At 56.7% G+C, this 21,795-nt stretch carries 19 protein-coding genes; 11 read left to right on the forward strand and 8 right to left on the reverse strand.

The window, feature by feature from the left end:
* Positions 1 to 8 precede the first annotated feature (8 nt).
* From trxB to EJ997_RS09470, 4 genes are read left to right on the forward strand one after another with little or no spacing between them, the layout of a single operon-like run.
* Positions 9 to 941 carry a thioredoxin-disulfide reductase gene (gene trxB, locus EJ997_RS09455; RefSeq protein WP_126704331.1) on the forward strand — a complete coding sequence of 311 codons (933 nt, stop codon included), beginning with the start codon at positions 9 to 11 and terminating at the stop codon, positions 939 to 941.
* The gene (locus EJ997_RS09460) at positions 931 to 1,230 is read left to right on the forward strand and encodes a thioredoxin family protein (protein WP_164719924.1); all 300 of its coding nucleotides are present in this window, start codon (positions 931 to 933) and stop codon (positions 1,228 to 1,230) included. The genes trxB and EJ997_RS09460 overlap by 11 nt, the downstream gene beginning before the upstream one ends.
* A gap of 25 nt (positions 1,231 to 1,255) precedes the next feature.
* Entirely contained in the window at positions 1,256 to 2,590 is a 1,335-nt protein-coding gene (locus tag EJ997_RS09465; protein WP_126704333.1) for an aminotransferase-like domain-containing protein, read from the forward strand.
* A gap of 13 nt (positions 2,591 to 2,603) precedes the next feature.
* Positions 2,604 to 3,563, forward strand: a complete 960-nt coding sequence (locus EJ997_RS09470) for a D-alanine--D-alanine ligase family protein (protein ID WP_126704334.1) — start codon at positions 2,604 to 2,606, stop codon at positions 3,561 to 3,563.
* On the opposite strand, the gene EJ997_RS09475 is transcribed toward EJ997_RS09470, so the two are convergent.
* From EJ997_RS09475 to rpmH, 8 genes are all read right to left on the reverse strand, one after another.
* Entirely contained in the window at positions 3,560 to 4,654 is a 1,095-nt protein-coding gene (locus EJ997_RS09475) for a ParB/RepB/Spo0J family partition protein (protein ID WP_126704335.1), read from the reverse strand. The two genes, EJ997_RS09470 and EJ997_RS09475, sit on opposite strands and share 4 nt — an antisense overlap.
* Positions 4,654 to 5,547, reverse strand: a complete 894-nt coding sequence (locus EJ997_RS09480) for a ParA family protein (RefSeq protein ID WP_126705030.1) — start codon at positions 5,545 to 5,547, stop codon at positions 4,654 to 4,656. Before EJ997_RS09480 ends, EJ997_RS09475 begins: the two co-directional genes overlap by 1 nt.
* 2,019 nt (positions 5,548 to 7,566) lie before the next feature.
* Entirely contained in the window at positions 7,567 to 8,193 is a 627-nt protein-coding gene (gene rsmG, locus EJ997_RS09485; RefSeq protein WP_126704336.1) for a 16S rRNA (guanine(527)-N(7))-methyltransferase RsmG, read from the reverse strand.
* Positions 8,194 to 8,195: 2 nt separating this feature from the next.
* Positions 8,196 to 8,747 (reverse strand): Jag family protein, encoded by a 552-nt coding sequence (locus EJ997_RS09490; RefSeq protein ID WP_126704337.1) that lies wholly within the window; start codon positions 8,745 to 8,747, stop codon positions 8,196 to 8,198.
* A 50-nt stretch (positions 8,748 to 8,797) separates the two neighbouring features.
* Complete coding sequence (yidC, locus tag EJ997_RS09495; RefSeq protein ID WP_126704338.1) at positions 8,798 to 10,060, reverse strand: membrane protein insertase YidC; 1,263 nt, start codon at positions 10,058 to 10,060, stop codon at positions 8,798 to 8,800.
* 3 nt (positions 10,061 to 10,063) lie between these two features.
* Entirely contained in the window at positions 10,064 to 10,477 is a 414-nt protein-coding gene (gene yidD, locus EJ997_RS09500; RefSeq protein WP_126704339.1) for a membrane protein insertion efficiency factor YidD, read from the reverse strand.
* Positions 10,474 to 10,833: a ribonuclease P protein component gene (gene rnpA / locus EJ997_RS09505; RefSeq protein ID WP_126704340.1), complete on the reverse strand. Its 360-nt coding sequence runs from the start codon at positions 10,831 to 10,833 to the stop codon at positions 10,474 to 10,476. The genes yidD and rnpA overlap by 4 nt, the downstream gene beginning before the upstream one ends.
* A gap of 14 nt (positions 10,834 to 10,847) precedes the next feature.
* Positions 10,848 to 10,985 carry a 50S ribosomal protein L34 gene (rpmH, locus tag EJ997_RS09510; protein ID WP_126704341.1) on the reverse strand — a complete coding sequence of 46 codons (138 nt, stop codon included), beginning with the start codon at positions 10,983 to 10,985 and terminating at the stop codon, positions 10,848 to 10,850.
* 387 nt (positions 10,986 to 11,372) lie between these two features.
* Here rpmH and dnaA point away from each other — a divergent pair, with 387 nt between their 5' ends.
* From dnaA to EJ997_RS09545, 7 genes are all read left to right on the forward strand, one after another.
* On the forward strand, positions 11,373 to 12,896 hold the full coding sequence (gene dnaA / locus EJ997_RS09515; RefSeq protein ID WP_126704342.1) for a chromosomal replication initiator protein DnaA: 1,524 nt from the start codon (positions 11,373 to 11,375) through the stop codon (positions 12,894 to 12,896).
* Positions 12,897 to 13,278: 382 nt separating this feature from the next.
* Positions 13,279 to 14,418 (forward strand): DNA polymerase III subunit beta, encoded by a 1,140-nt coding sequence (gene dnaN, locus EJ997_RS09520; RefSeq protein WP_126704343.1) that lies wholly within the window; start codon positions 13,279 to 13,281, stop codon positions 14,416 to 14,418.
* Positions 14,419 to 14,486: 68 nt separating this feature from the next.
* Complete coding sequence (gene recF, locus EJ997_RS09525) at positions 14,487 to 15,680, forward strand: DNA replication/repair protein RecF (protein WP_126704344.1); 1,194 nt, start codon at positions 14,487 to 14,489, stop codon at positions 15,678 to 15,680.
* Positions 15,670 to 16,263 carry a DUF721 domain-containing protein gene (locus EJ997_RS09530; protein ID WP_164719926.1) on the forward strand — a complete coding sequence of 198 codons (594 nt, stop codon included), beginning with the start codon at positions 15,670 to 15,672 and terminating at the stop codon, positions 16,261 to 16,263. The genes recF and EJ997_RS09530 overlap by 11 nt, the downstream gene beginning before the upstream one ends.
* Positions 16,264 to 16,424: 161 nt before the next feature.
* On the forward strand, positions 16,425 to 18,485 hold the full coding sequence (gene gyrB, locus EJ997_RS09535) for a DNA topoisomerase (ATP-hydrolyzing) subunit B (protein WP_126704346.1): 2,061 nt from the start codon (positions 16,425 to 16,427) through the stop codon (positions 18,483 to 18,485).
* Positions 18,486 to 18,500: 15 nt separating this feature from the next.
* Entirely contained in the window at positions 18,501 to 21,140 is a 2,640-nt protein-coding gene (gene gyrA, locus EJ997_RS09540) for a DNA gyrase subunit A (RefSeq protein WP_126704347.1), read from the forward strand.
* The gene (locus tag EJ997_RS09545) at positions 21,137 to 21,604 is read left to right on the forward strand and encodes a DUF3566 domain-containing protein (RefSeq protein ID WP_228201464.1); all 468 of its coding nucleotides are present in this window, start codon (positions 21,137 to 21,139) and stop codon (positions 21,602 to 21,604) included. The genes gyrA and EJ997_RS09545 overlap by 4 nt, the downstream gene beginning before the upstream one ends.
* Positions 21,605 to 21,795 lie beyond the last annotated feature (191 nt).

A 21,795-nucleotide genomic window follows, 5' to 3' on the forward strand; every position in this document is an offset into this window, starting at 1 on the left:
AGCTTTCCATGACTGACATTCGCGACGTTGTCATCGTCGGCTCCGGCCCCGCCGGTTACACCGCTGCCATCTACACGGCCCGGGCAGGTCTCAAGCCCCTGATCCTCGCAGGCGTCCTCGACGCCGGTGGTGCGCTCATGACGACCACGGAGGTTGAAAACTTCCCCGGCTTCCCCGAGGGCATCCAGGGACCCGAGCTCATGGAGAACATGAGGGAGCAGGCCGAGAGGTTCGGTGCGCAGGTCGAATACGAGGACGCCGTCGAACTGAAGCTTGAAGGTGACATCAAGGAAATCAAGACGGACTCCGAAACGTACTACGCCAAGTCCGTCATCCTCGCCCTCGGCAGCGAGTACCGCAAACTCGGTCTCGAAGGCGAATCGGTTTACTCCGGCAAGGGTGTTTCCTGGTGTGCCACCTGCGACGGGTTCTTCTTCAAGGGCCAGGAAATCGCGGTTGTGGGCGGCGGCGACTCCGCCGTCACCGAAGCACTGTTCCTCACGAAGTTCGCTTCCAAGGTCACCGTCATTCACCGCCGCGACGAGCTCCGCGCCTCGAAGGTCATGGCCGATCGCCTGCTCGCCAACGAGAAGATCGAAATGGCATGGAACTCCGCCGTCACAAAGATCAACGGCTCCGCCGACGGTCGCCTCGAATCGATCACCGTGACGGACACAAACACCGGTGATCAGCGGGACATGCCGGTGGGTGGTCTCTTTATCGCGATCGGACACGACCCCCGCACCAGCATCGTGGATGGCCAGGTGGACCTCGACGTCAACGGCTACATCACCGTCGACTCCCCAACGACCGCCACCTCGATCCCCGGCGTCTTCGCCTGCGGCGACGTTGTCGACCACCGCTACCGTCAGGCCATCACCGCCGCAGGAACGGGCTGTGCAGCGGCGCTTGATGCCGAGCACTACCTCAATGACATGTGAGGTCCTGTTCTTCACCGCACCGTGGTGCGATCCGTGCCGGCAAGCAGCCCCGATCTTTTCTGAGGTCGTTGCCGAACTCGGTGTGACTGCCCGGTTCGTTGACGTTGATCTCGACCCCGACCTCGCCGATAGGGTCGGGGTCGACATGCTACCTACCGTGGCTATTCGCACAGACGGCACAGTCAGCGGTACTCTGACAGGGTCCAGGCCGAAGGCCGAGCTCCGCTCTTTCATCCAGGACTCCCTGCCAAAGGTCTCAATGACCGGCGGGAGTGACGTGGCAAAATAGAGCGGGACACACGTAAGGAGTACATATGGCAGCACATTCCGACGACACTCGTTCGAATTCGGCACGTGCCTCCGCCGGCAACAGGCTCGATCCCTGGTATTCCTCCTACGCCGACCGGTCACTCGGCATGAGAGCCTCCGAAGTCCGTTCTCTTTTCGCCGTCGCTAACCGCCCCGAAGTCGTCTCACTCGCCGGCGGCATGCCCAACATTGCGGGCCTGCCGCTCGACTTTCTGGCAGAAATGTCGGCCAAGCTTATCCGCGATCGCGGAGCCAAGTTCCTCCAGTACGGCGGAGGCCAAGGCGAAGAAGAGATCCGCACCCAGATCGTCGAAGTCATGCGCTACGACGGCATCCATGCACACCCCGATGACGTGATCGTGACGACCGGGTCCCAGCAGGCCCTGGACCTCATGACCCAGATCTTCATCAACCCGGGTGACGCCATCATCGCCGAAGCACCCTCCTACGTTGGTGCCCTCGGCGTTTTCCGGGCCTATCAGGCCGAAGTCATTCACTCCCCGATGGATGACAAGGGGCTGATCCCCGAAGCCCTCGAAGAGACCCTGAAGCGCGCTGAAGCCCTCGGCAAGAACGTGAAGTTCCTGTACACCGTTCCGAACTTCCACAACCCTGCCGGCGTCACCATGTCGCTCGAGCGCAGGCCCCAGATCGTCGAGATCTGCAAGCGCCACAACGTCATCATTCTCGAAGACAATCCGTACGGGCTCCTCGGCTTTGACTCCGAGCCGCTCCCTGCCCTCCAAAGCTTCGACCCCGATGCGGTTGTGTACCTTGGCTCATTTTCGAAGATCTTCGCACCTGGATATCGGGTGGGATGGGCATTGGCGCCGCACGCGGTCACGCAGCGGCTCATCCTTGCCGCCGAATCCGCGATTCTCTCCCCAAACATGGTTGGGCAACTCTCCATCGCCGAATACCTAAAGACCTACGACTGGTTCCAGCAGGTTAAGGAATACCGGGGCATGTACCGCGAACGTCGCGACGCCATGCTTGAATCGCTCACCGAATACCTACCGAGCTCCACCTGGACGGTGCCGGACGGTGGCTTCTACACGTGGGTGACCCTCCCGGAAGGCCTTGACGCACACGCGATGTTGCCCCGCGCCGTCACCCACCGCGTCGCCTACGTGTCGGGAACAGCCTTCTACGCCGATGGCCAGGGCCGTGACCACATGAGACTCTCCTTCTGCTATCCCACGCCGGAAAACATCCGCGAGGGTGTGCGACGCCTCGGAACCGTTATCGAGGCAGAGAAGGAACTTGTGACCATGTTCGGAGCACAGGAGCGTCACGAACACGGACCCGTTATCGAAAACCCATCCACAGAGACCCACTGAAGGCGGAGAAGCCATGACATCACCACAGACCGTTGCCATTCTCGCCGGGGGGCTTAACCACGAGCGGGACGTATCGATCCACTCGGGCAGGCGAGTAGCTGGAGCGCTCCAGGAAGCCGGCTACCAGGTCAAGGTTCTCGATGTGGATTCGAACCTCCTTCAGAGACTCTCGGCAATCCAGCCGGATGTCGTATGGCCTCTTATTCACGGCTCCACGGGCGAGGACGGCTCCATTCAAGACCTTCTCGAGCTCATCGGATTACCCTACGTTGGCAGTAAGGCACACGGGAGCCGACTAGCGTTTAACAAGCCCGTCGCAAACTCTATCCTCGCCAACGCTGGCATTGCGGTACCGGAATCCACCTCCCTTCCGCAGTCACTCTTCCGCGAGGTCGGAGCAACCGCGATCCTCGACCTCGTTGCCGCGAAGTACGGTTTCCCTGTCGTTATTAAGCCAGCTGCGGGCGGTAGTGCCCTGGGTGTCAGCATCGTGACCGAAGCCAAGGCCCTGCCGGGCGCCATGGTCGACAGCTTTGCCTACTCAGACCGTGTTCTTATCGAGAAGCATGTCGAGGGCCACGAGGTGGCCGTCTCCGTTATTGAAACCGCGGAAGGCAAGCCGTTTGCCCTGCCCCCGGTAGAGATTGTCACAAACGGCCTCTACGACTACGACGCTCGCTACAACGCCGGTCGCTCAGAGTATTTTGTTCCGGCACGCTTCGAAGATGATCTGCTCACGAAGTGCATGGACGTGGCGATCACCGCGCACCAGCAACTCAACCTCAGACACATTTCGCGCTCGGATCTTGTCGTCGACAACAACGGCACGCCCTGGTTTATCGATGCGAACTCTGCACCGGGAATGACCCAAACATCACTGCTCCCGCAGGCAGCTGTCCGCTATGCAGAAGACAACGAAATGGCCCCCAGCGAACTGTATTCACAGATCGTGGAGGCCGCTCTCGTCTTTTAGCTATCCGGATTATTCTCGTCCGGGTTCGGCACTCGTTCCACTGGGATAGACAGGACGTCGAGTATTCGGTTCAGGTCATCGATCGAACCGAAATCCACCGTCATGGTGCCCTTTCGAGCACCAAGCTTTACCTTCACCCGGGTGTCCAACCGATCAGAAAGATCAACAGACAGACGCTGAAGTTCCGGCGATGCAGCAGCGGATGCTCCGCGCGACGTCGACCTGGCTCGAGGTTCGTCCCCAAGTGCCACAATCTCTTCAACCGCCCTAACCGAAAGACCTTCGGCAACGATCCGTTGCGCAAGCCTCTCCATCGCAGCCGGATCGGTCAGACCGAGTAATGCTCGCGCATGACCGGCAGAAAGCACACCGGCGGCGACCCTCCGCTGAACAAGCGGAGGTAGCTTAAGAAGCCTCAGCGTATTTGAGATCTGGGGACGGGAACGTGCAATCCTCCGAGACAGCTCTTCCTGCGTACAACCAAAGTCATCAAGAAGCTGCTGGTATGCCGATGCCTCTTCGAGCGGATTGAGCTCAATTCGATGGAGGTTCTCGAGGAGTGCGTCGCGCAGAAGATCGTCGTCCTCAGTGTCACGAACGATCGCCGGGATTGTCGTTAATCCTGCCTGCGCAGACGCTCGCCAACGACGCTCGCCCATGATGAGTTCATATCCATCACCATCGGGTGAGTTGCGAACAACAATAGGCTGGAGGAGGCCAACCTCCTTAATGGAAGCGGAGAGCTCCGAAAGCTCGTCCTCATCAAAGATCGTTCGGGGCTGGCGTGTGTTCGCCACAATCTCCCCAATGGGGATCTCAACAAAGGTAGCTCCGGGAACCGGCACGAGCTCAACTTCGCTCTCACGCCGTTCTGGCTTCTCCACTGAATCGGACGTAACCTGTTCGACTGCTTCAAGAGCGGTCGGTTCAGGGATCGGCTCCGAAGCCGCTTGGCCTGTGGTCTCAACTTCGTCGCTACCGAAGAAAACATCTATGGCATGGCTCGACTTGGGCACCTCAATGCTCTCAGCGTCCTTGGTTGGAAACAACGCATCTAGGCCTCGGCCTAGGCTACGACGTCGCTGCGCCATTAGTTTGCTCCTCGCTTCGTAATCTCCAGGGCAGCCTGCTCATATGCAATCGCACCCGTGGAGGATGAATCATAGGTAATAACGGTCTGCTGGAAGCTCGGGGCTTCAGAGATACGAACCGACCGGGGAATTTTGGTATTTAGGGTTGCGTCAGGGAAGTGGCTCCGGACCTCTTGAGCCACCTCATTAGCAAGATTTGTGCGCCGGTCGAACATTGTCAGAAGTATAGTTGAAATTTCAATTTCTCCATTGAGGGAGTTTTGCACCAGCTGAATATTGTTTAACAACTGGGACAAGCCTTCGAGTGCATAGTACTCGCACTGAATCGGAATAAAGGCTTCAGTCGCCGCAACCATAGCGTTAATCGTCAACAGACCTAGACTCGGTGGACAGTCGATCAGAACATAGTCCAGACGTGTTTCTTTATCGGTGTTGACTGACGTTAAATAGACTTCGAGCGCTTCCTTCAACTTTGATTCGCGTTGGTCGATATTAACGAGCTCAATCTCCGCGCCTGAGAGGTGAATTGTTGCTGGCACGACTTTCAGACTGGGCCCCTCCGGGCTATCCTGAACTACCTCGGCAACTGTCATGTCCCCAATGAGGACATCGTAAATAGAGGCCGTTTCAGATCCGTGCTCAACTCCGAGTGCTGTAGAAGCATTTCCCTGTGGATCCGAATCAATAACCAACACATTAAGACCATGCTTGGCAAGTGCCGCAGCAATATTCACGGTGGTCGTGGTTTTACCGACACCGCCCTTTTGGTTTGTGACCGTCATGATTCTTGTTTTTGCTGGACGCTCAAAAACCGCCTTATTGAGTCGCTGCCGTGCAGATCGTGCCGTAGCGAGCTCATTTGCGATCGGCGATCCACCGGAAGTTGTCGCCATATTGTCGTAGAATCCACCCTTCTCTGAATTTTGAGATGAGGGCTTCTTCTTTCGGGGATCTGCCATCTGAACCGCTCCTTTAGGTCGCTGCTTATTCATTCTACGCAGTTAATTTTGGGAGAGCGCGACGTGCGGAGAGTGTTTCACGTGAAACAAGGGCCGGCGCGGTTTCCGTCGATGAACTCGCAACCATACCTATCGCAAAAATCTTTCATGTTCCCTCGATATAGATATTGGTCGCAAAAGTAGGCAGCGCACATTGTCGAAGTGAAAAAGGTCCACTCACTGCACCCTCATTTCGAAGTGCGAGCGAGATCTTAATCCTCTCGTTGTAACTCGCCATGTTTCACGTGAAACAAGCCTCCTATTCCAACTTCAGTTGAGTTCGGGAGATGCGCAATCGTTAGTGTATGCGGCTCCTGCGCCCGTTTCACGTGAAACACTTTGCTCCGATTTGGATCTTCCGCTCGGTCATGGAGAGTCCTACTGGGAACACGGGAAATGCCTCCAAATTCGGCATCTGATTGACGGGTAGAAGCGGTAGTTACAAAGCCTTAAGGAATTACAATGCGGAACAGGGTTCCACCTGGAACAGAAATGCTTCCAAGATTGCCTAGAGCCACATGACTGCCTTATGGATGTCTCGGGACCCAAAGGAATGCGTGGCCGCAGCGGTAACCAGCAACCGTTTACGGTTCGATTGGGAATGGCCCCGTCCGAGATAGGAAAAATTGCCGTTTCACGTGAAACAGTGATCCCTGATTAAGTTGCTACATTGAAGGCATATGTCGGCGGATGACTAGTGGCTCTCGTTACATACAGCGTCGGTTTTGAAGGATCCTCTACAAGTGGCTGTCTCGACTGTTGCTACTAAAGGCTCATCCGATGCGCATGTTTCACGTGAAACGAAAGATACTAATCGGCCGCCTCATCAAAGATTCGTCAAGCTGATCTGAGCCGCGCGGATTCTGCCGGTCAGTATCGCGAGCTTAGTTGCAACTCAAGATCAATCCAGAATCGACTTCATTGTGTCTACGTCGCTAACCCCGGAACATCGCAACCGTTTCACGTGAAACAATCAGCTTCAAGCCGGGTGAAATACTCTCTATTGCTGTCGTAAATTGGCTACTAGAATGCGTGGATCGTGTTCCGACTCCGCACCAATTCGGAGCCGTCTGGCGCAGTCTTCGGCCACTTTTCGGGAAAAGCACCAACACACTGACGGCTAAACCACGGGGTACAACGTGTTACGTGGCGGATTGGAGGATCAATCAACTGCGCTCAATAGGACGTACAACATCAACCTCGGCAGGAATAGTCGCCACGACCAATGTTCCACGTGAAACATTTACGACGCACGCTTCTGGAACCGGGCAAAGGTCGAAGCGACACTATCAACCGATAGTCTCGCTGGCGCAGCGCCAAGGCCTAAACCCCTATAGCGAAAATCCCCTCGAATAATCTAAGTATCGCAACTATGCATCGAGTTGTGGTCGCTCAGAATTTCATTTGTGACCCAAACGCTTAGCTGGCATAACAGGGGACGAACTGTTTCACGTGAAACAGCAAACCGTTCGGTGCTTGGAATAGAACTGATAAGTCAGGTCATATCCTGCAACAATTACATCGCGTGATCGTCCCGCACCAGAGAGGGCGTGCCGCTAGAAATCCCCGACGCGAGAATCTTCTTTAACTAAAACCCACGTCGTCCCACCGGAATTCTGAGTGCCTTCCTCTCGCTAGTCCGGACATAAGGTCCTCATTCGGGCGCTTCAGCACAACGATCAAGAACCTGCGACCTACTGTCACAAGACAACAGAGTATGGATTGTGGAAACAGGTTAAGAGGGCCAATTGAGCTAGCGCCACTTCATTCTGTGCATCGCTCCGTCGCCAGCTGCGGATATGAACCGTATACTCCAGATTGTATTTAGGCACTTGGCCAGTCTTTAGACAAGTGAGGGTGCCCAAGCCGTAGAGGCCAAGCACCCTCACTAAAATAACATACTATTATATCATGTTATTTCTTACGTGCTACTACAACGCGCGTAGGTTCGTCGGTTCCCGCCACATCGACGATGTGGAGATCGACTGTTTCCACCTTGTTCTTGCGAAGTGCTGAACGAGCATCATCAATTTCTAGTTCTGCCCGCTCACCCTTGAGAGCAACGAGAACGCCGCCACTCTTAAGTACAGGTAGAGCCATCGGGACCAGCTTCTTGAGAGCAGCGACAGCTCTCGCCGTGACTGCACTTGCCTGGAACTCGCCATGGAGATCCTGGATCCGCGCTCGGTGGATAGTGAGATTACTAAGACCGAGGGTATCAACTACTTCGGTTAGCCACGCTACTCGTCGCTCCATAGACTCAACTAGATGGACGTGGGTATCGGGTCGAGTGGTTGCTAGGACGATTCCTGGAAGTCCGCCACCGGAACCTATATCAATCGTGACAGCACGTTCAGGGATGAAGTCGTTGATGGCGGTCGAGTTGAGAATGTGTCTCGACCAGAGCCGTGGCAGTTCGCGGGGACCGATGAGTCCCCGCTCTTCTCCGTGGTCCCAGAGCATTTGGGCATAGGTTTCTAGCTGATCCCACCTATCGCCAAAGAGCTCTGGACCATTTGCTGGAGTATCGTCCTGGCGCACTGCTACTCGTCGTCCTCGTTCTCTTCGACATCGCTCTCGTTGTCATTCTCATCCGCATTCAGCGTGATGACAACGTGACGATCGGGACCGACACCTTCAGAATCGGATACCAGGCCAGCGTCAGCAACAGCGTCGTGAACGACTTTGCGCTCAAATGGGTTCATCGGGTCGAGGCTGGTCGACTCACCGGTCTCGAGAACCTTTTTGATGGCTTCCTTGGCGATACCGAGGACGCGCTCCTTATGGTGTGCACGGTATCCATCGATGTCGAGCATGAGACGTGAGCGTTCGCCGGTCGACGTCTGTACGGCGAGTCGTGTCAGCTCCTGGAGAGCATCGAGGACCTCACCATTCTTGCCGACAAGGCGGCGCAGGCGAGGGTCCGACTCTTCGTCGTTGACAATCGCAACGCTGGCACGGTCGGCCTCGACTGTGATGTCAATGTCGCCATCGAGATCGGCAATGTCGAGGAGTTCTTCCAGGTAGTCGGCAGCGATATCGCCTTCGGCATCAAGGCGCTTAACGAGCTCTTCGCGCTCGGTTGATTCAGACATTGGAGTCCTTTTCTGGTTGTGTGAAGCAAGCTCTGCTTCGCGAACTAAAACTATTTACCTTCGCGCTTTTCGCGGGCAATACGGCGTTGCTCGGCGCGGCGGGCGGCACGAGCTGCGGCACGTTCAGCAGGTGTCATACCACCCTTATCGACCTCGGTCTCATCGCCAGGATCGGATGTTTCGGCTGGTTCCGGAATCTCCTGCTCGGCGGCCACGACTGCCTCTGCCTGACGTTGCTTTTTCGACTTCTTCTTGGAGCGCTGTGCCGGCTTAGGTTCTTCCTCTACCTCGGTCTCGGGTGCAGGCAGGGGAGCCGGCGTAATTGTTTGCGCTTCTTCCTTGTCAAGCCCCTTGCGCTTGGCACGGCTCTTACCGACTGGTTGCTGACGCTGGCCACGAGGCTCGTCGATAACGGCGGTCGACGTTGATGTGGTCTCCTCAGCCGGCAGTCCCTTCTTAATACGGCGCTCACGGTCGCGCTTCTGCTTGGTCTTGTAAGCTTCGGATCCCGGGGCGGGGGCCTGGGTGATCATGTAGAGTTGCTGACCAAAGGACCAGATGTTGGAAACAACCCAGTAGACGAGAACACCGACTGGGAAGGCAACACCGGAAATAAGGAAGATGAACGGGAAGATCCACAGCATCATCTTCTGCGTGCGGAACATGGGGTTGTCGGAGTTCTTTGACTCCTCCGGCATGTTCTTCGTGATCATCATGCGCTGCGAGAAAAACATGGTGACCGACATGATGACGACAAGGACCATCGCAACAATGCGAACGGTTACTTCATCGCCACCACCGGCGGTGGCGTTGTTGAACGACGCTGCGAGTGGAGCCCCGAAAACAGTGGAGGCCTCAATTTCCTTGGCAAGCGCCTGGTCGAGCGGACCAATTGCACCGCGCTCACCAGCAGCGATCGGCACAAGGTTGTTGAGTACGCGGAAGAGCGCGAGGAAGATCGGGGTCTGAATAAGGAGCGGTAGACAAGCCGCAAATGGCGAGGTGCCAGCGTCCTTGTAGATGGCCTGCATCTCCGCCTGCATGCGCTGCTGGGAGTACGAGTCCTTCTTATTCTTGTACTTTTTCTGAAGTTTCTTCAGCTCGGGTTGGATGAGCTGCTGGGCCCTAGATGAATTGATCTGCTTCTTGAAGAGCGGCAGGATCAGGATCCTGACAACAATCGTCAGTCCGACGATCGACAAAACCCATGTGGGGCCGGCGCCGTCTGGCAGGCCAATGGCGGTCAATCCCATGTGGACCAGGTTCATAATCCACGCGATGACCCACATGATGGGGGAGAGGATGGTATCCAAGGCTCAGTCTTTCCTTGTCTCGGAGTCATGCTTCTTATCGAGCATGTCTGTATCGGTCTGTTTCTGCTGTGCCGCGGGTGGCACGATGTCCTCGCCTGAGTGATGATCTCTGGACGCGGCAGAACTATGTACGTCTTCTTCGTTCCACTTCGTTAAAAGCTCCTCGTGTCCGAGTGGTTCGCCCGGCCATGCTCCCTTCTCGGGAACATAGTCGACCCCACCTTTCGACCACGGGTTGCATCGAAGAATTCGCCAACTGGCTAACAGTGTACCCTTGCCAGCCCCGTGTCTCTCTACCGCCCGCACCGCATATTCGGAGCAGCTCGGATAGTAGCGACATCTCGGCGCAAATCTCGGCGAGATATTCCGCTGATACCAGCGGATCATGCTTGCCATTGCGCGTGAGATGGTGCTCATCCCCGTGCCCTTGCTGCCCTATCCCAGGCTTTGTCGAGATCTGCTCGCAACTCGTCGTATGTACGGCCCCGTGCTGACGGGAAAACTCGAATGACAACACTGCCACCAGCATTCAAATCCTCGATGCGTTCGCGCATGAGGTGCCGGAGCTGACGGGTCAGTCTATTTCTTACTACTGCGTTACCCACCGTTTTCGGCACGACAAAGCCGACCAGGGTCGAATCCTGGTCGGCTTGCTCAGCGTCGCCCGGCGACTGCAGATGAAGCATGAGGCTGGAGGCTTTGCCCCTTACCCCATGCTTAATCGTGGCTCGAAAGTCTCCGGAGCTGCGCATACGGTTTTGCGCCGGAAGCATGAGCCCTCAGCAGCTTAGGCAGAGAGCTTCGCGCGGCCCTTGCGACGGCGGCCGGAAAGGATTGCGCGGCCTGCGCGCGTCGACATGCGCTTGCGGAAGCCGTGTACCTTCGCACGCTTACGGTTATTGGGCTGGAAAGTCCGCTTCACCATGATGTTCTCCACTCGGTCTTTTGGTTTCGGAGCGCAGTACAGCGACTTCCGAAATGTCACGTAACCAGAAAAGCCTAGGAAAAAGCGCGTCAGAGGTCAATAAGAGGGCTCGGGAGGTGAGCAGGTTCACCGAGATTCAGCGTCCTGAAAATTCGTTAATGCGGGAATTCACATCCGGTGTATAACTTTCATCCACAGCTGTGTAATCACACTATTGTAGTTCCAGACTTTCATCAAAGGTCAAGCCGAATTCTGACCTCAAAACTTTTCCACACTTGTGGAAAACCCTGTGGAGAAGTGGGACTCTCAGCGGTGGATAATCCGAAATTCTGGCCTACTATGGAGCAGGTAGCTGCACCGGCTGTCGTCATCCCAAGGAGTTCATGAATGTCTGATTCACGCCACGCGCTCGAGGCATGGAATGCGGCAATCGAACTCCTTCGCTCAGAGAACCGCCTCTCGGATTCTCAAACGGCATTCCTTCGCATGGCTCAACCGCTGGCGACCGTCGACGAGATTTTTATGATTTCCGTTGGTTCTGAGTTCATTAAGTCCTGGCTGGAGCAGAACGCACTCGAGGACATGACCGAGAAGCTGACGGACATTCTTGGACGCAAGGTCCGGGTTCTCACCTCAATTGACTCAACTCTTGGTGAGACCGCTCCTCCTGCCGAGCCCGAACCGGTGGCCGTTAATGAGTCGCCGATTCAAATTGCACCCCAGGTTCCGGTGAGGCCAACCGAGCTCCCGCAGTCCGTTTTGTCAGATCATGACCGTGACAATTCCGCGACAACTCGCTCCTATTCGGAACCGACGGCAGATTACCGGCGGGGCGCCGGCCCGATCACTCCCGATCATGTGCTCAAGGCTGCCGGTCTCAATCCGCGCTATAACTTCGATTCCTTCGTTATTGGTGAATCGAATCGGTTTGCTCACGCAACTTCTTTTGCCGTGGCGGAGGCTCCCGGTAAGTCTTACAACCCGCTTTTTATCTACGGCGACTCGGGTATTGGCAAGACCCACCTCATGCACGCGACCGGAAACTATGCGCTGCAGCTGTACCCGGACCTCAAGGTCAAGTACGTTTCCGCCGAGGAATTCACGAACGACTTCATCAACGCCCTGCGCGATGAGAGAAAGCATTCGTTCAAGGAGCGTTACCGCACGATCGATATTCTCCTCATTGACGACATCCAGTTCATCGGCACGTTCGAGCACACGGTGGAGGAGTTCTTCCACACATTCAATGCTCTGTCGAATGCCAATAAGCAGATCATTATTTCCTCGGATGTTCCGCCGAAGGATCTCAATAACTTTGAGCAACGGATGATTTCTCGCTTCGCCTCGGGCATCACGGCACAGATCTCGCCGCCCAACCTTGAGACTCGAATCGCGATTCTCGATAAGAAGGCCGCATACGACAACATTCAAGTTCCGCGCGAAGTCAACGAATACATCGCTGCCCGCATGACCACCAACGTGAGGGAGATGGAGGGGGCGCTTCGTCGCGTCACCGCTTTCTGCGATCTCAACAATGAGGCGATCAGCGTTAACATGGCCGAGTTCGTTCTCAAGGATCTGATCTCCAACACGGATCAGCTCGAGATAACAGCGGGTCTGATTATGGCTCAAACTGCGGGCTTCTTCGACATCACCATTGAAAACCTGACGTCGGCGGATCGCACACGTGCCATGGTCAACGCCCGGCAGATCGCCATGTACCTGTGCCGTGAACTCACCGACCTGTCGCTGCCGAAGATCGGCGATCTGTTCGGAGGACGCGATCACACCACGGTCATGCATGCGACCCGAAAGATCTCGGATCAGATGGCTGAGAAGAAGAATGTCTTCGACGATGTGTCAGCGCTCACAACTCGCATTAAACAGGCGGCCTCAAAACCCGCTCGCTGATAGGGAAATATCCACTTTTCCACAACAACCTGTGGATAACATGGGATAACTGGCCAAATTTTGTGGATAACTTCGCAAAACTGTGGAAGAATTTTTCATCGAAATGGCTCAATCCACAGGAGGCCTCATTTATCCACAGCTGGGCCCACATCTCTACCCACAGGACAAAGTCGAAGAATATCGCGGAAAAGTGTCATTTCCACAGAATCCACAAGCCCTACTACTGCTACTGCCTATTAACTAAGAGATAAAACTACGAAGTAACAGTGGCGGAAAATGGCTCACGCGATTGCTTCCCGGATTATTGCTAGCGCGGACGCAAAGCCCGGTTAAGTCGCGTAAGGTAAGCGTAGTTACAAGCTTTCAGAGGAAGGACTCTAGGGTGGAACTGAGGGTCGAGCGCGACGTGCTTGCGGATGCTGTCACATGGGCAGCCAAGACAATTCCGAGCCGTCCGGCAATCCCCGTTCTCGCGGGCATCAAGCTCGTTGCAGACGGCGAGGGTGTTTTACGTGTCTCCGCATACGATCCCGAGACGACGGCACTTGTCGAAGCCGAGGCAAGCGTTGATACTCCGGGTGAATGCCTCGTCAACGGACGCATCCTGGCCGACATTTGTCGCGCGCTTCCCAACCGCCCGGTCGATCTGACACTGGACGGCACGAAGCTTGAGGTTGTTTGTGGTAACGCCCGCTTCTCTCTCCACTCCATGGCTCTCGACGAGTACCCGGCCCTGCCGGATACGCCCGACGTCATCGGAACCGTTGACGGAGCCGAATGGCTAGAAGCTGTCACCCAGGTATCGTCCGCAGCTTCGCACGATGAAACCCTCCCGTTGCTCGTCTCCGTCTGCGTCGAGATTGACGGCGAAAACATCACCCTGATGGCAACAGACCGGTACCGTCTCGCGGTTCGAGAGCTCACCTGGTCCCCCGCCAAGACTGACGTTTCCGATCGCATTCTCGTCAAGGCTTCCCGTCTGTCTGACATCGCGAAGTCCTACGGCTCCGCTGGCCAGATCTCACTCACTCTCGATGAGGTGGGCAACGCCAAGATGATCGGTTTTGAGTCCGTGGGCCGGGAGAACACCTCGCGCCTCATCGACGGTGACTACCCGCAGGTTCGTTCACTATTCCCGAAGGAAATCAACGGTTACGCTGTCGTTTCCCGCACCGAGCTGCTCGAGGCAATCAAGCGCTCCCGCATCGTCGTCGAGCGCAACGCAGCTGTGCGCCTTTCGTTCACCGAAGGCCAGGTCACGGTCGAGGCAGGCCAGGGTGGCGACTCTGCGCAGGCGAAGGAAGTTCTCCAGGCATCGCTGAACGGCGAAGATATCGCGATGGCGTTCAACCCGTCGTACCTGCAGGATGCTCTCGCCGTGACGACATCCGACTACGTTCGTATTTCGTTTACTCATGCCAGCAAGCCCGCCGTGGTTTCCGCCCAGGAAGAGCTCGGGGGTGACGACTCTCTGGACTTCCGCGTTCTGCTCATGCCGATTCGGGCATTCGGTGTGAACTAGGGTGACAGTTAGGTCGATGGGGTCCGCCATGAGGCGGACTCCGGTTATGGAAAGGAAGAGTTGTTAGCGTGTGGATTTCCAATCTTGCGCTCAATGACTTCCGTTCCTACAAGAGTGCCGTTCTCGAATTCACTCCGGGGACCACGGTCTTTGTTGGTGAAAACGGGCACGGCAAGACAAATCTTGTTGAGGCAATCGCCTATCTTGCAACTTTCGGATCGCATCGAGTAGCTGCCGATAGTGCTCTGGTACGTCAGGGCGGGGCGGCCGCCGTCGTCCGTGCCAAGGTGCACGATGGTGATCACGAGACGATGCTCGAGATCGAGATACTCTCTGGACGAGCAAACCGAGCCCGGCTTAACCGCGGCAATGTGAAGCCCCGAGAGCTACTCGGCATTTTCAAAGCGGTTGTTTTTGCCCCGGAAGACCTGCAGCTCGTCACTGGAGATCCCGGTGTGCGGCGCCGGCTCCTCGATGATATTGCGGTGCAGCAGATGCCTCGGATGGCAGGGATCCGCTCCGAATACGACAAGGTTCTGAAGCACCGCACCGCGCTCCTCAAAGCATCCAAGGTTGCCCGTCGACGCGGCCAACCCATCGACGAGGTCAGTTTCGCGGTCTGGGATGAGAGGCTCGCCGAGCTCGGGGCGCAGATTATTGCCCACCGGGTGGACATTGTTCGGACCCTGCGGCCCCATGTTGGTGAGGCATATCAGCAGATTGCACCCAACCGCGGTGTTCCGCACGTGACCTATCAGGCGCGAGTTGACGAGGCGTCGAAGAACATTCCCGCTGCTCAGGATCTGGAGCGGGACGGGTACGGGGCGATGACCGAGATTGAAAACTCCCTCCTGCGCTCTGACGAGGTCAGGGATCGCTTGCTTGCAGAGATTGGTCAGGTGAAGGACCGGGAGATCGACAGGGGAGTTAACCTCGTCGGCCCCCATCGTGACGATCTTCAGCTGGGGCTCGGAACTCTACCAGCGAAGGGTTTTGCGTCCCACGGGGAAAACTGGTCGTATGCGCTATCCCTGCGTCTTGCCGAGTGGCAGCTGCTGCGTTCCGAAGAGTCGGACCCCGTCTTGATTCTCGACGATGTTTTTGCCGAGCTCGATTCGAAGCGGCGTACCGCCCTCGCGCAGATGGTGCGTGAGTCGGAACAGGTGTTTATTACGGCTGCCGTGGGTGATGATGTTCCCAAGGAACTATCCGGGGCAAGGTTCCGGGTGCATGACGGCAAGGTGGAAGCCGATGAAGTCTGAGGAAGCACGTGCGAAAAACCGGGCGGAGACGGGCGATGATGTGTGCCTTCATGCGCTTGAGTGGGCGCGGCAGATGCAGGAACGTCACGGCTACCGCCGAGTGGGCAAACCCAAGCCCTTTGCCGGAAAGGGTGCCCGACGAGACGAATCACTGATTCCCCGTAAACTTGCCGTTCAAACTCCAGGGCCGGGCTGGGGCGATGTTGGCTCCGGACCGCGACCATCCTGGCGGGATCCGCGTCCGATCGGGGAATCGCTCAACGCATTTGTGAAGGGGTCAGGTTGGTCCCGCCAGCTACAGGTGGCAAAACTCCGTACCGACTGGGCGAAGATTGTCGGTGAAACGGTATCGAAGCATGCCGCTCTCGACAGTTTTGAAGAAGGGGTCCTGACGATCATGACCTCGTCGACGGCCTGGGCCGTGAACCTACGATCCATGATTCCCCTGATTGAGAAGGCAATTGTCGATCACGTGGGTGAGGATGTTGTCGAATCGATCGTCATTAAGAATCAGCCCCAGGTGTCTTGGAAGCGGGGACTGTTCTCCGTCCAGGGCAGGGGTGTGAGAGATACCTACGATTAAGAGATTCAAAATAGGCGAAAACGTTAAATCGCGCTAGAATGGGATGAGTCCTAAAACTAGGTATACCTACCTGTTTTAGGGTCCAGGCCTACAGGAGCCGTTCTAGGCATGTTTTTGAACGGTGGGGGTCTGCGATCAGTCAATGAAGGAGAATCCTGCACGTGGATGACGAACGCCCAAACGAGGAGCATGCTCGACGCCCCGGTACGGTCGATGAAAATCAGGCCTACGACGCTGCAAATATTACAGTTCTCGAAGGTCTAGAGGCTGTCCGCAAGCGCCCGGGCATGTATATCGGCTCAACCGGCGAACGGGGTCTGCACCACCTCGTTTACGAAGTTGTCGACAACTCTGTCGACGAAGCGCTTGCAGGATACTGCGACCATATCAAGGTCACGCTTCTTGAAGACGGTGGAGTCCAGGTGGAGGACAACGGTCGTGGCATTCCCGTTGCCATGCATCCCACAGAAGGCAAGCCAGCCGTTGAAGTTGTTATGACGGTGCTGCACGCCGGCGGTAAGTTCGGTAACGGCGGCTACGCCGTATCGGGTGGCCTGCACGGCGTGGGTGTCTCCGTTGTGAATGCCCTGTCGACGCGCATGGAAACAAAGGTGAAGCGCGACGGTAAGAACTGGTCGATCTCGTACCGGAATGGTGTTACCGACCAGCCGCTGACCGAGGGTGAACCGACCGACGAGACAGGTACAACGCAGACCTTCTGGGCCAATGGCGACATTTTCGAGACGCTTGACTTTGACTTTGAGACGCTACGTCGCCGGTTCCACCAGATGGCATTCCTAAACAAGGGACTGCGGATCACGCTGACCGACAATCGGCCCGAGGCGATCGCCGAAGGTGACGAGGTCACCGGTGACGATGAGGGTACGTCGAATGATCCGGTGCAGGGTCACCGGCAGATCTCGTACCGCTACGAGGGTGGTCTTCTTGACTACGTGAAGCACCTCAACCAGATGAAGAAGGTTGACCTCGTTCACCCCGACCCGATCTACCTCGAGTCAGAGGACAATGACAAGCAGATCTCGCTCGAGATCGCGATGCAGTGGACAAACGGGTACTCCGAGGCAATCCATACCTTTGCCAACACGATCAATACGACGGAGGGTGGTACCCACGAAGAGGGCTTCCGTTCCGCTTTGACCACGATCATCAACAAGTACGCTCGCGAGAAGGGCCTCCTGAAGGAAAAGGATCCGAACCTCACGGGCGAGGACGTACGCGAGGGTCTCACGGCAGTCATCTCCGTGAAGCTTGGTGAGCCCCAGTTCGAGGGCCAGACGAAGACGAAACTTGGTAATACCGAGGCGCGAACCTTTGTTCAGCAGCAGACCTACCAGCACCTGACCGACTGGTTCGATTCGCATCCTTCCGAGGCGAGGGACATTGTCCGCAAGTCGACGCAGGCCTACCAGGCTCGTTTGGCAGCGAGGAAGGCCCGCGAGGCCACGAGGCGAAAGTCCGTTCTCGAATCTGCTTCGATGCCGGGCAAGCTTAAGGACTGCACGTCACGTAATCCCGTTGATTCCGAGATCTTTATTGTCGAGGGTGACTCGGCTGGTGGCTCGGCAGTGAACGGTCGTGACCCCGCACATCAGGCGATTATGCCGATTCGAGGAAAGATCCTCAACGTTGAGAAGGCACGACTGGATCGCGCACTCTCATCGGACACGATTCAGTCGCTGATTACCGCGTTTGGCACCGGCATCGGGGACGAATTCGACATCAGCAAGCTCCGTTACCACAAGATTGTTTTCATGGCGGATGCCGATGTCGATGGTCAGCACATCGCAACTCTGCTCCTGACGCTCGTGTACCGGTACATGCGTCCTCTCGTTGAGGAAGGCCACATTTACCTGGCAATGCCTCCTCTGTACCGGATCAAGTGGACGAATGCTCCACACGACTACGTGTTCTCCGACATGGAGCGCGACGAGCTTCTTGAGGCAGGCAAGGCAGCAGGTAAGCGGCTCCCGAAGGATAAGACCGTCGGCGCTATCCAGCGCTACAAGGGCCTGGGTGAAATGAATGACCAGGAGCTGTGGGAAACCACGATGGATCCAGAGACGAGAACACTCAAGCAGGTGGAGATTGGCGAGGCCGCTGCCACGGATGAGACTTTCTCGATTCTCATGGGCGAAGATGTCGAATCTCGCCGAAGCTTCATCCAGCGCAATGCGCACGATGTGCGTTTCCTCGATATTTAAGATGTAAGGCAAGTTGTGAGCGAAGATACCGGAATATACAACCACGGGGAAATAGTCGAGGTCGACCTCCAAAGGGAAATGGAAAAGTCCTACTTGGACTACTCCATGTCCGTCATTGTGGGTCGTGCACTGCCCGACGTGAGGGACGGCCTGAAGCCTGTCCACCGCCGCGTCATTTACGCCATGTGGGACGGCGGATATCGTCCCACCTCCTCGTTCTCCAAATCAGCGAAGATCGTCGGCGACGTCATGGGCCACTATCACCCCCACGGTGACAGCGCGATCTATGACACGATGGTCCGCCTCGTCCAGCCCTGGTCGATGCGTTATCCGCTTGTTGCTGGGCAGGGTAACTTTGGTACGGCTGGCGACCTGGGGGCGGCAGCTCCCAGGTACACGGAGGCCAGAATGGCTCCTCTGGCCGTTGAAATGGTTCGCGATATCGACCAGAACACGGTTGATTTCGAGCCAAACTACGACGGTTCACTTATGGAGCCGATGGTCCTCACGGCACGCTTCCCGAACCTCCTGGTCAACGGGTCCGAGGGTATTGCGGTCGGCATGGCGACAAGAATCCCGCCGCACAACCTGCGCGAAGTTGCCTCCGGCGCCCAGTGGTTCCTCGAGAACCCCGACGTTACAAAGGAAGAGCTCCTCGAGGAGCTCATGAAGCGCATTAGCGGCCCTGACTTCCCGACCGGTGCCACGATTCTTGGCAAGAAGGGGATTGAAGAAACCTACCGGACCGGCCGCGGCTCCATCACCCAGCGCGCTGTCGTCGAAGTTGATGAAATAAACGGACGCCAGTGCCTCGTTGTCACCGACCTCCCCTACCAGGTCAACCCCGACCGGCTGCTGGAGAAAATGGTCGAGGGCATCAAGGACGGCAAGCTCCCCGGAATCGCCGATATTCGCGATGAAACATCGGGTCGCGCCGGCCAGCGCATCGTCATTGTTCTCAAGAGGGACGCGGTTGCGAAGGTCGTTCTCAACAACCTGTACAAGCACACGCAGCTCCAGAACAACTTCCCGGCAAACATGCTGGCACTTGTTGACGGTGTGCCGCGTACCCTGTCGCTCGATGGCTTCATCCGACACTGGGTCAACCACCAGATCATCGTCATTCAGCGACGCACGCAGTTCCGCCTCGACAAGGCCCGGGAACTGCTCCATATCCTCACCGGCTACCTCAAGGCGCTCGACAACCTTGACGAGGTTATTGCACTGATCAGGCGCTCACCCACGGCCGACGCTGCTCGCGAGGGCCTCATCGAGCTCCTCGACATTGATGCCGAGCAGGCTAACGCTATTCTGTCGCTCCAGCTGCGCCGTCTGGCTGCCATGGAGAGGCAGAAAATCCTCGATGACTACGCCAAGGCCGAGGCCGAGGTTATTGATTACGAGGACATTCTTGCCAGGCCCGAACGTCAGCGCTCAATCGTTTCCGAGGAACTTACGGAAATTACCGATAAGTATGGTGACGATAGGCGCACGAAGATCCTGCCGTTCGATGGTGAGATGTCGGTCGAGGACCTCATTCCCGAAGAGGATGTCGTCGTCACGATCACCCGCGGTGGCTTTGCCAAGCGAACGAAGGTCTCGGAATACCGAGCCCAGCATCGGGGAGGTAAGGGCATTAGGGGAGCATCCCTGCGCGGCGATGACGTTGTCGATCGGTTTGCGGTTGCCTCCACCCATGACTGGCACCTGTTCTTCACCAACCTCGGTAGGGTCTACCGGATCAAGGGATATGAACTGCCCGAGGGTGGCCGCGATTCAAAGGGCCAGCACGTCGCTAACCTCCTTGCTTTCCAACCCGGGGAAAACATTGTGTCGGCGATTAGCTTCCCGTCCTATCAGGATGCGGAATACCTCGTTTTGGCAACGGCTGATGGTCTCGTCAAGAAGACGCGCCTCACCGACTATGATTCACCGCGAACCGGCGGCCTAATCGCCATTAAGCTTCGCGAACACGTTGACGGTTCCACCGACCAGGTGGTGGCTGCTCGCCTCGTCAATGAGGGCGATGACATTCTCCTCGTGTCGAAGAAGGGTCAGTCCCTACGGTTCACGGCAACCGACGAGACGCTCCGCCCCATGGGGCGCGCAACGTCGGGTGTGACAGGCATGAAGTTCCGCGATGACGACTCGCTACTGTCGATGGATGTTGTCCGTGACGATTCCGAAGTCTTTGTCGTGACCGAAGGCGGTTTCGCCAAGCGGACCAGCGTCTCCCAGTACCGCAGGCAAGGCCGTGGCGGCCTCGGCATCAAGGTTGCGAACCTTGTTGAGGAACGTGGCGACCTGGTTGGCGCCCTCATCACGGAGCCCACCGATGAGGTCCTCGTCATCATGAGTTCGGGCAAGATTGTTCGTTCCGCCGTCTCCGAGGTCTCCCTCACTGGCCGTAATACGCAGGGTGTCATGTTTGCTCGCCCCGATTCGACAGATCGCATCGTTGCCATTGCCGGCAATGTGGAGGCTGAAGAAGAGCTCGTCGAAGCTGAAACACCGCCCACCGGTGAAACACCTGAGGGCGAAAATGGTGAAGTACTGCCAGGAGATGAAAATCCGGTGACTTCTACCGAAGTTGAGGACGCGGGCGATGTAGTGTCTACTCTAGATCAGTCGACCGATGAGGATATTGAGTCATGAGTGAGCAGACGAGCCAGCAGCAATCGTCGCAGGTAGCCGGACAACACCAGTCCCCGGCCCCCGAGCAGCGTACGCCGCAGGCAACGACGAAGCCGAGCGGCCGGGGGATCCGACGCGCACACATGACGATCTCAAGGATCGATCCCTGGTCGGCACTGAAGATCTCGTTCCTTCTTGCGGTCGGCATGGGGGTCATGATTGTCATCTCGTCGGTGGTCCTGTGGAACGTTCTCGATTCAATGAACGTCTTTGCCTCAATCAGGGACCTGCTGGAAACTCTCGGTTCCGAGCCGCTCCTCGAGCTCATGCAGTACCTGGAGTTCGGCCGAGTCGTATCCTTCTCGATTATCGTCGCGGTTATCGATGTTGTGTTGTTCACCCTGCTGGGTGGGATCATCGCGCTCCTCTACAACCTGATTTCCATGCTCGTCGGTGGCGTTCACATCACCATTACCGACGAGTAAACGCCGGGGAACTAGCGGATTTCGCAAAACCGTAAACATTACGTTAAGATAACGTTAGTGCCGTGGCCACCAGTTGAATTCATCCTGGTGGCCACGAGACATTTCAGGGATGTATTCATCCTCACTGTCGGACAGTTTTGTATCGCGGCATGCCGTGAGATAACCTGATTTGGCACGTTACCGCGAGGTAA

Source organism: Flaviflexus ciconiae (genome assembly GCF_003971195.1).
Lineage (GTDB): Bacteria > Actinomycetota > Actinomycetes > Actinomycetales > Actinomycetaceae > Flaviflexus > Flaviflexus ciconiae.

Excerpts from the sequence above, each read along its gene's own strand:
- trxB (WP_126704331.1), top strand. The coding sequence starts at position 9 with ATGACTGACATTCGCGACGTTGTCATCGTCGGCTCCGGCCCCGCCGGT.
- EJ997_RS09460 (WP_164719924.1), top strand. The coding sequence starts at position 931 with ATGACATGTGAGGTCCTGTTCTTCACCGCACCGTGGTGCGATCCGTGC.
- EJ997_RS09465 (WP_126704333.1), top strand. The coding sequence starts at position 1,256 with ATGGCAGCACATTCCGACGACACTCGTTCGAATTCGGCACGTGCCTCC.
- EJ997_RS09470 (WP_126704334.1), top strand. The coding sequence starts at position 2,604 with ATGACATCACCACAGACCGTTGCCATTCTCGCCGGGGGGCTTAACCAC.
- EJ997_RS09475 (WP_126704335.1), bottom strand. The coding sequence starts at position 4,654 with ATGGCGCAGCGACGTCGTAGCCTAGGCCGAGGCCTAGATGCGTTGTTT.
- EJ997_RS09480 (WP_126705030.1), bottom strand. The coding sequence starts at position 5,547 with ATGGCGACAACTTCCGGTGGATCGCCGATCGCAAATGAGCTCGCTACG.
- EJ997_RS09490 (WP_126704337.1), bottom strand. The coding sequence starts at position 8,747 with ATGTCTGAATCAACCGAGCGCGAAGAGCTCGTTAAGCGCCTTGATGCC.
- yidD (WP_126704339.1), bottom strand. The coding sequence starts at position 10,477 with ATGAGCACCATCTCACGCGCAATGGCAAGCATGATCCGCTGGTATCAG.
- rnpA (WP_126704340.1), bottom strand. The coding sequence starts at position 10,833 with ATGCTTCCGGCGCAAAACCGTATGCGCAGCTCCGGAGACTTTCGAGCC.
- rpmH (WP_126704341.1), bottom strand. The coding sequence starts at position 10,985 with ATGGTGAAGCGGACTTTCCAGCCCAATAACCGTAAGCGTGCGAAGGTA.
- dnaA (WP_126704342.1), top strand. The coding sequence starts at position 11,373 with ATGTCTGATTCACGCCACGCGCTCGAGGCATGGAATGCGGCAATCGAA.
- EJ997_RS09530 (WP_164719926.1), top strand. The coding sequence starts at position 15,670 with ATGAAGTCTGAGGAAGCACGTGCGAAAAACCGGGCGGAGACGGGCGAT.
- EJ997_RS09545 (WP_228201464.1), top strand. The coding sequence starts at position 21,137 with ATGAGTGAGCAGACGAGCCAGCAGCAATCGTCGCAGGTAGCCGGACAA.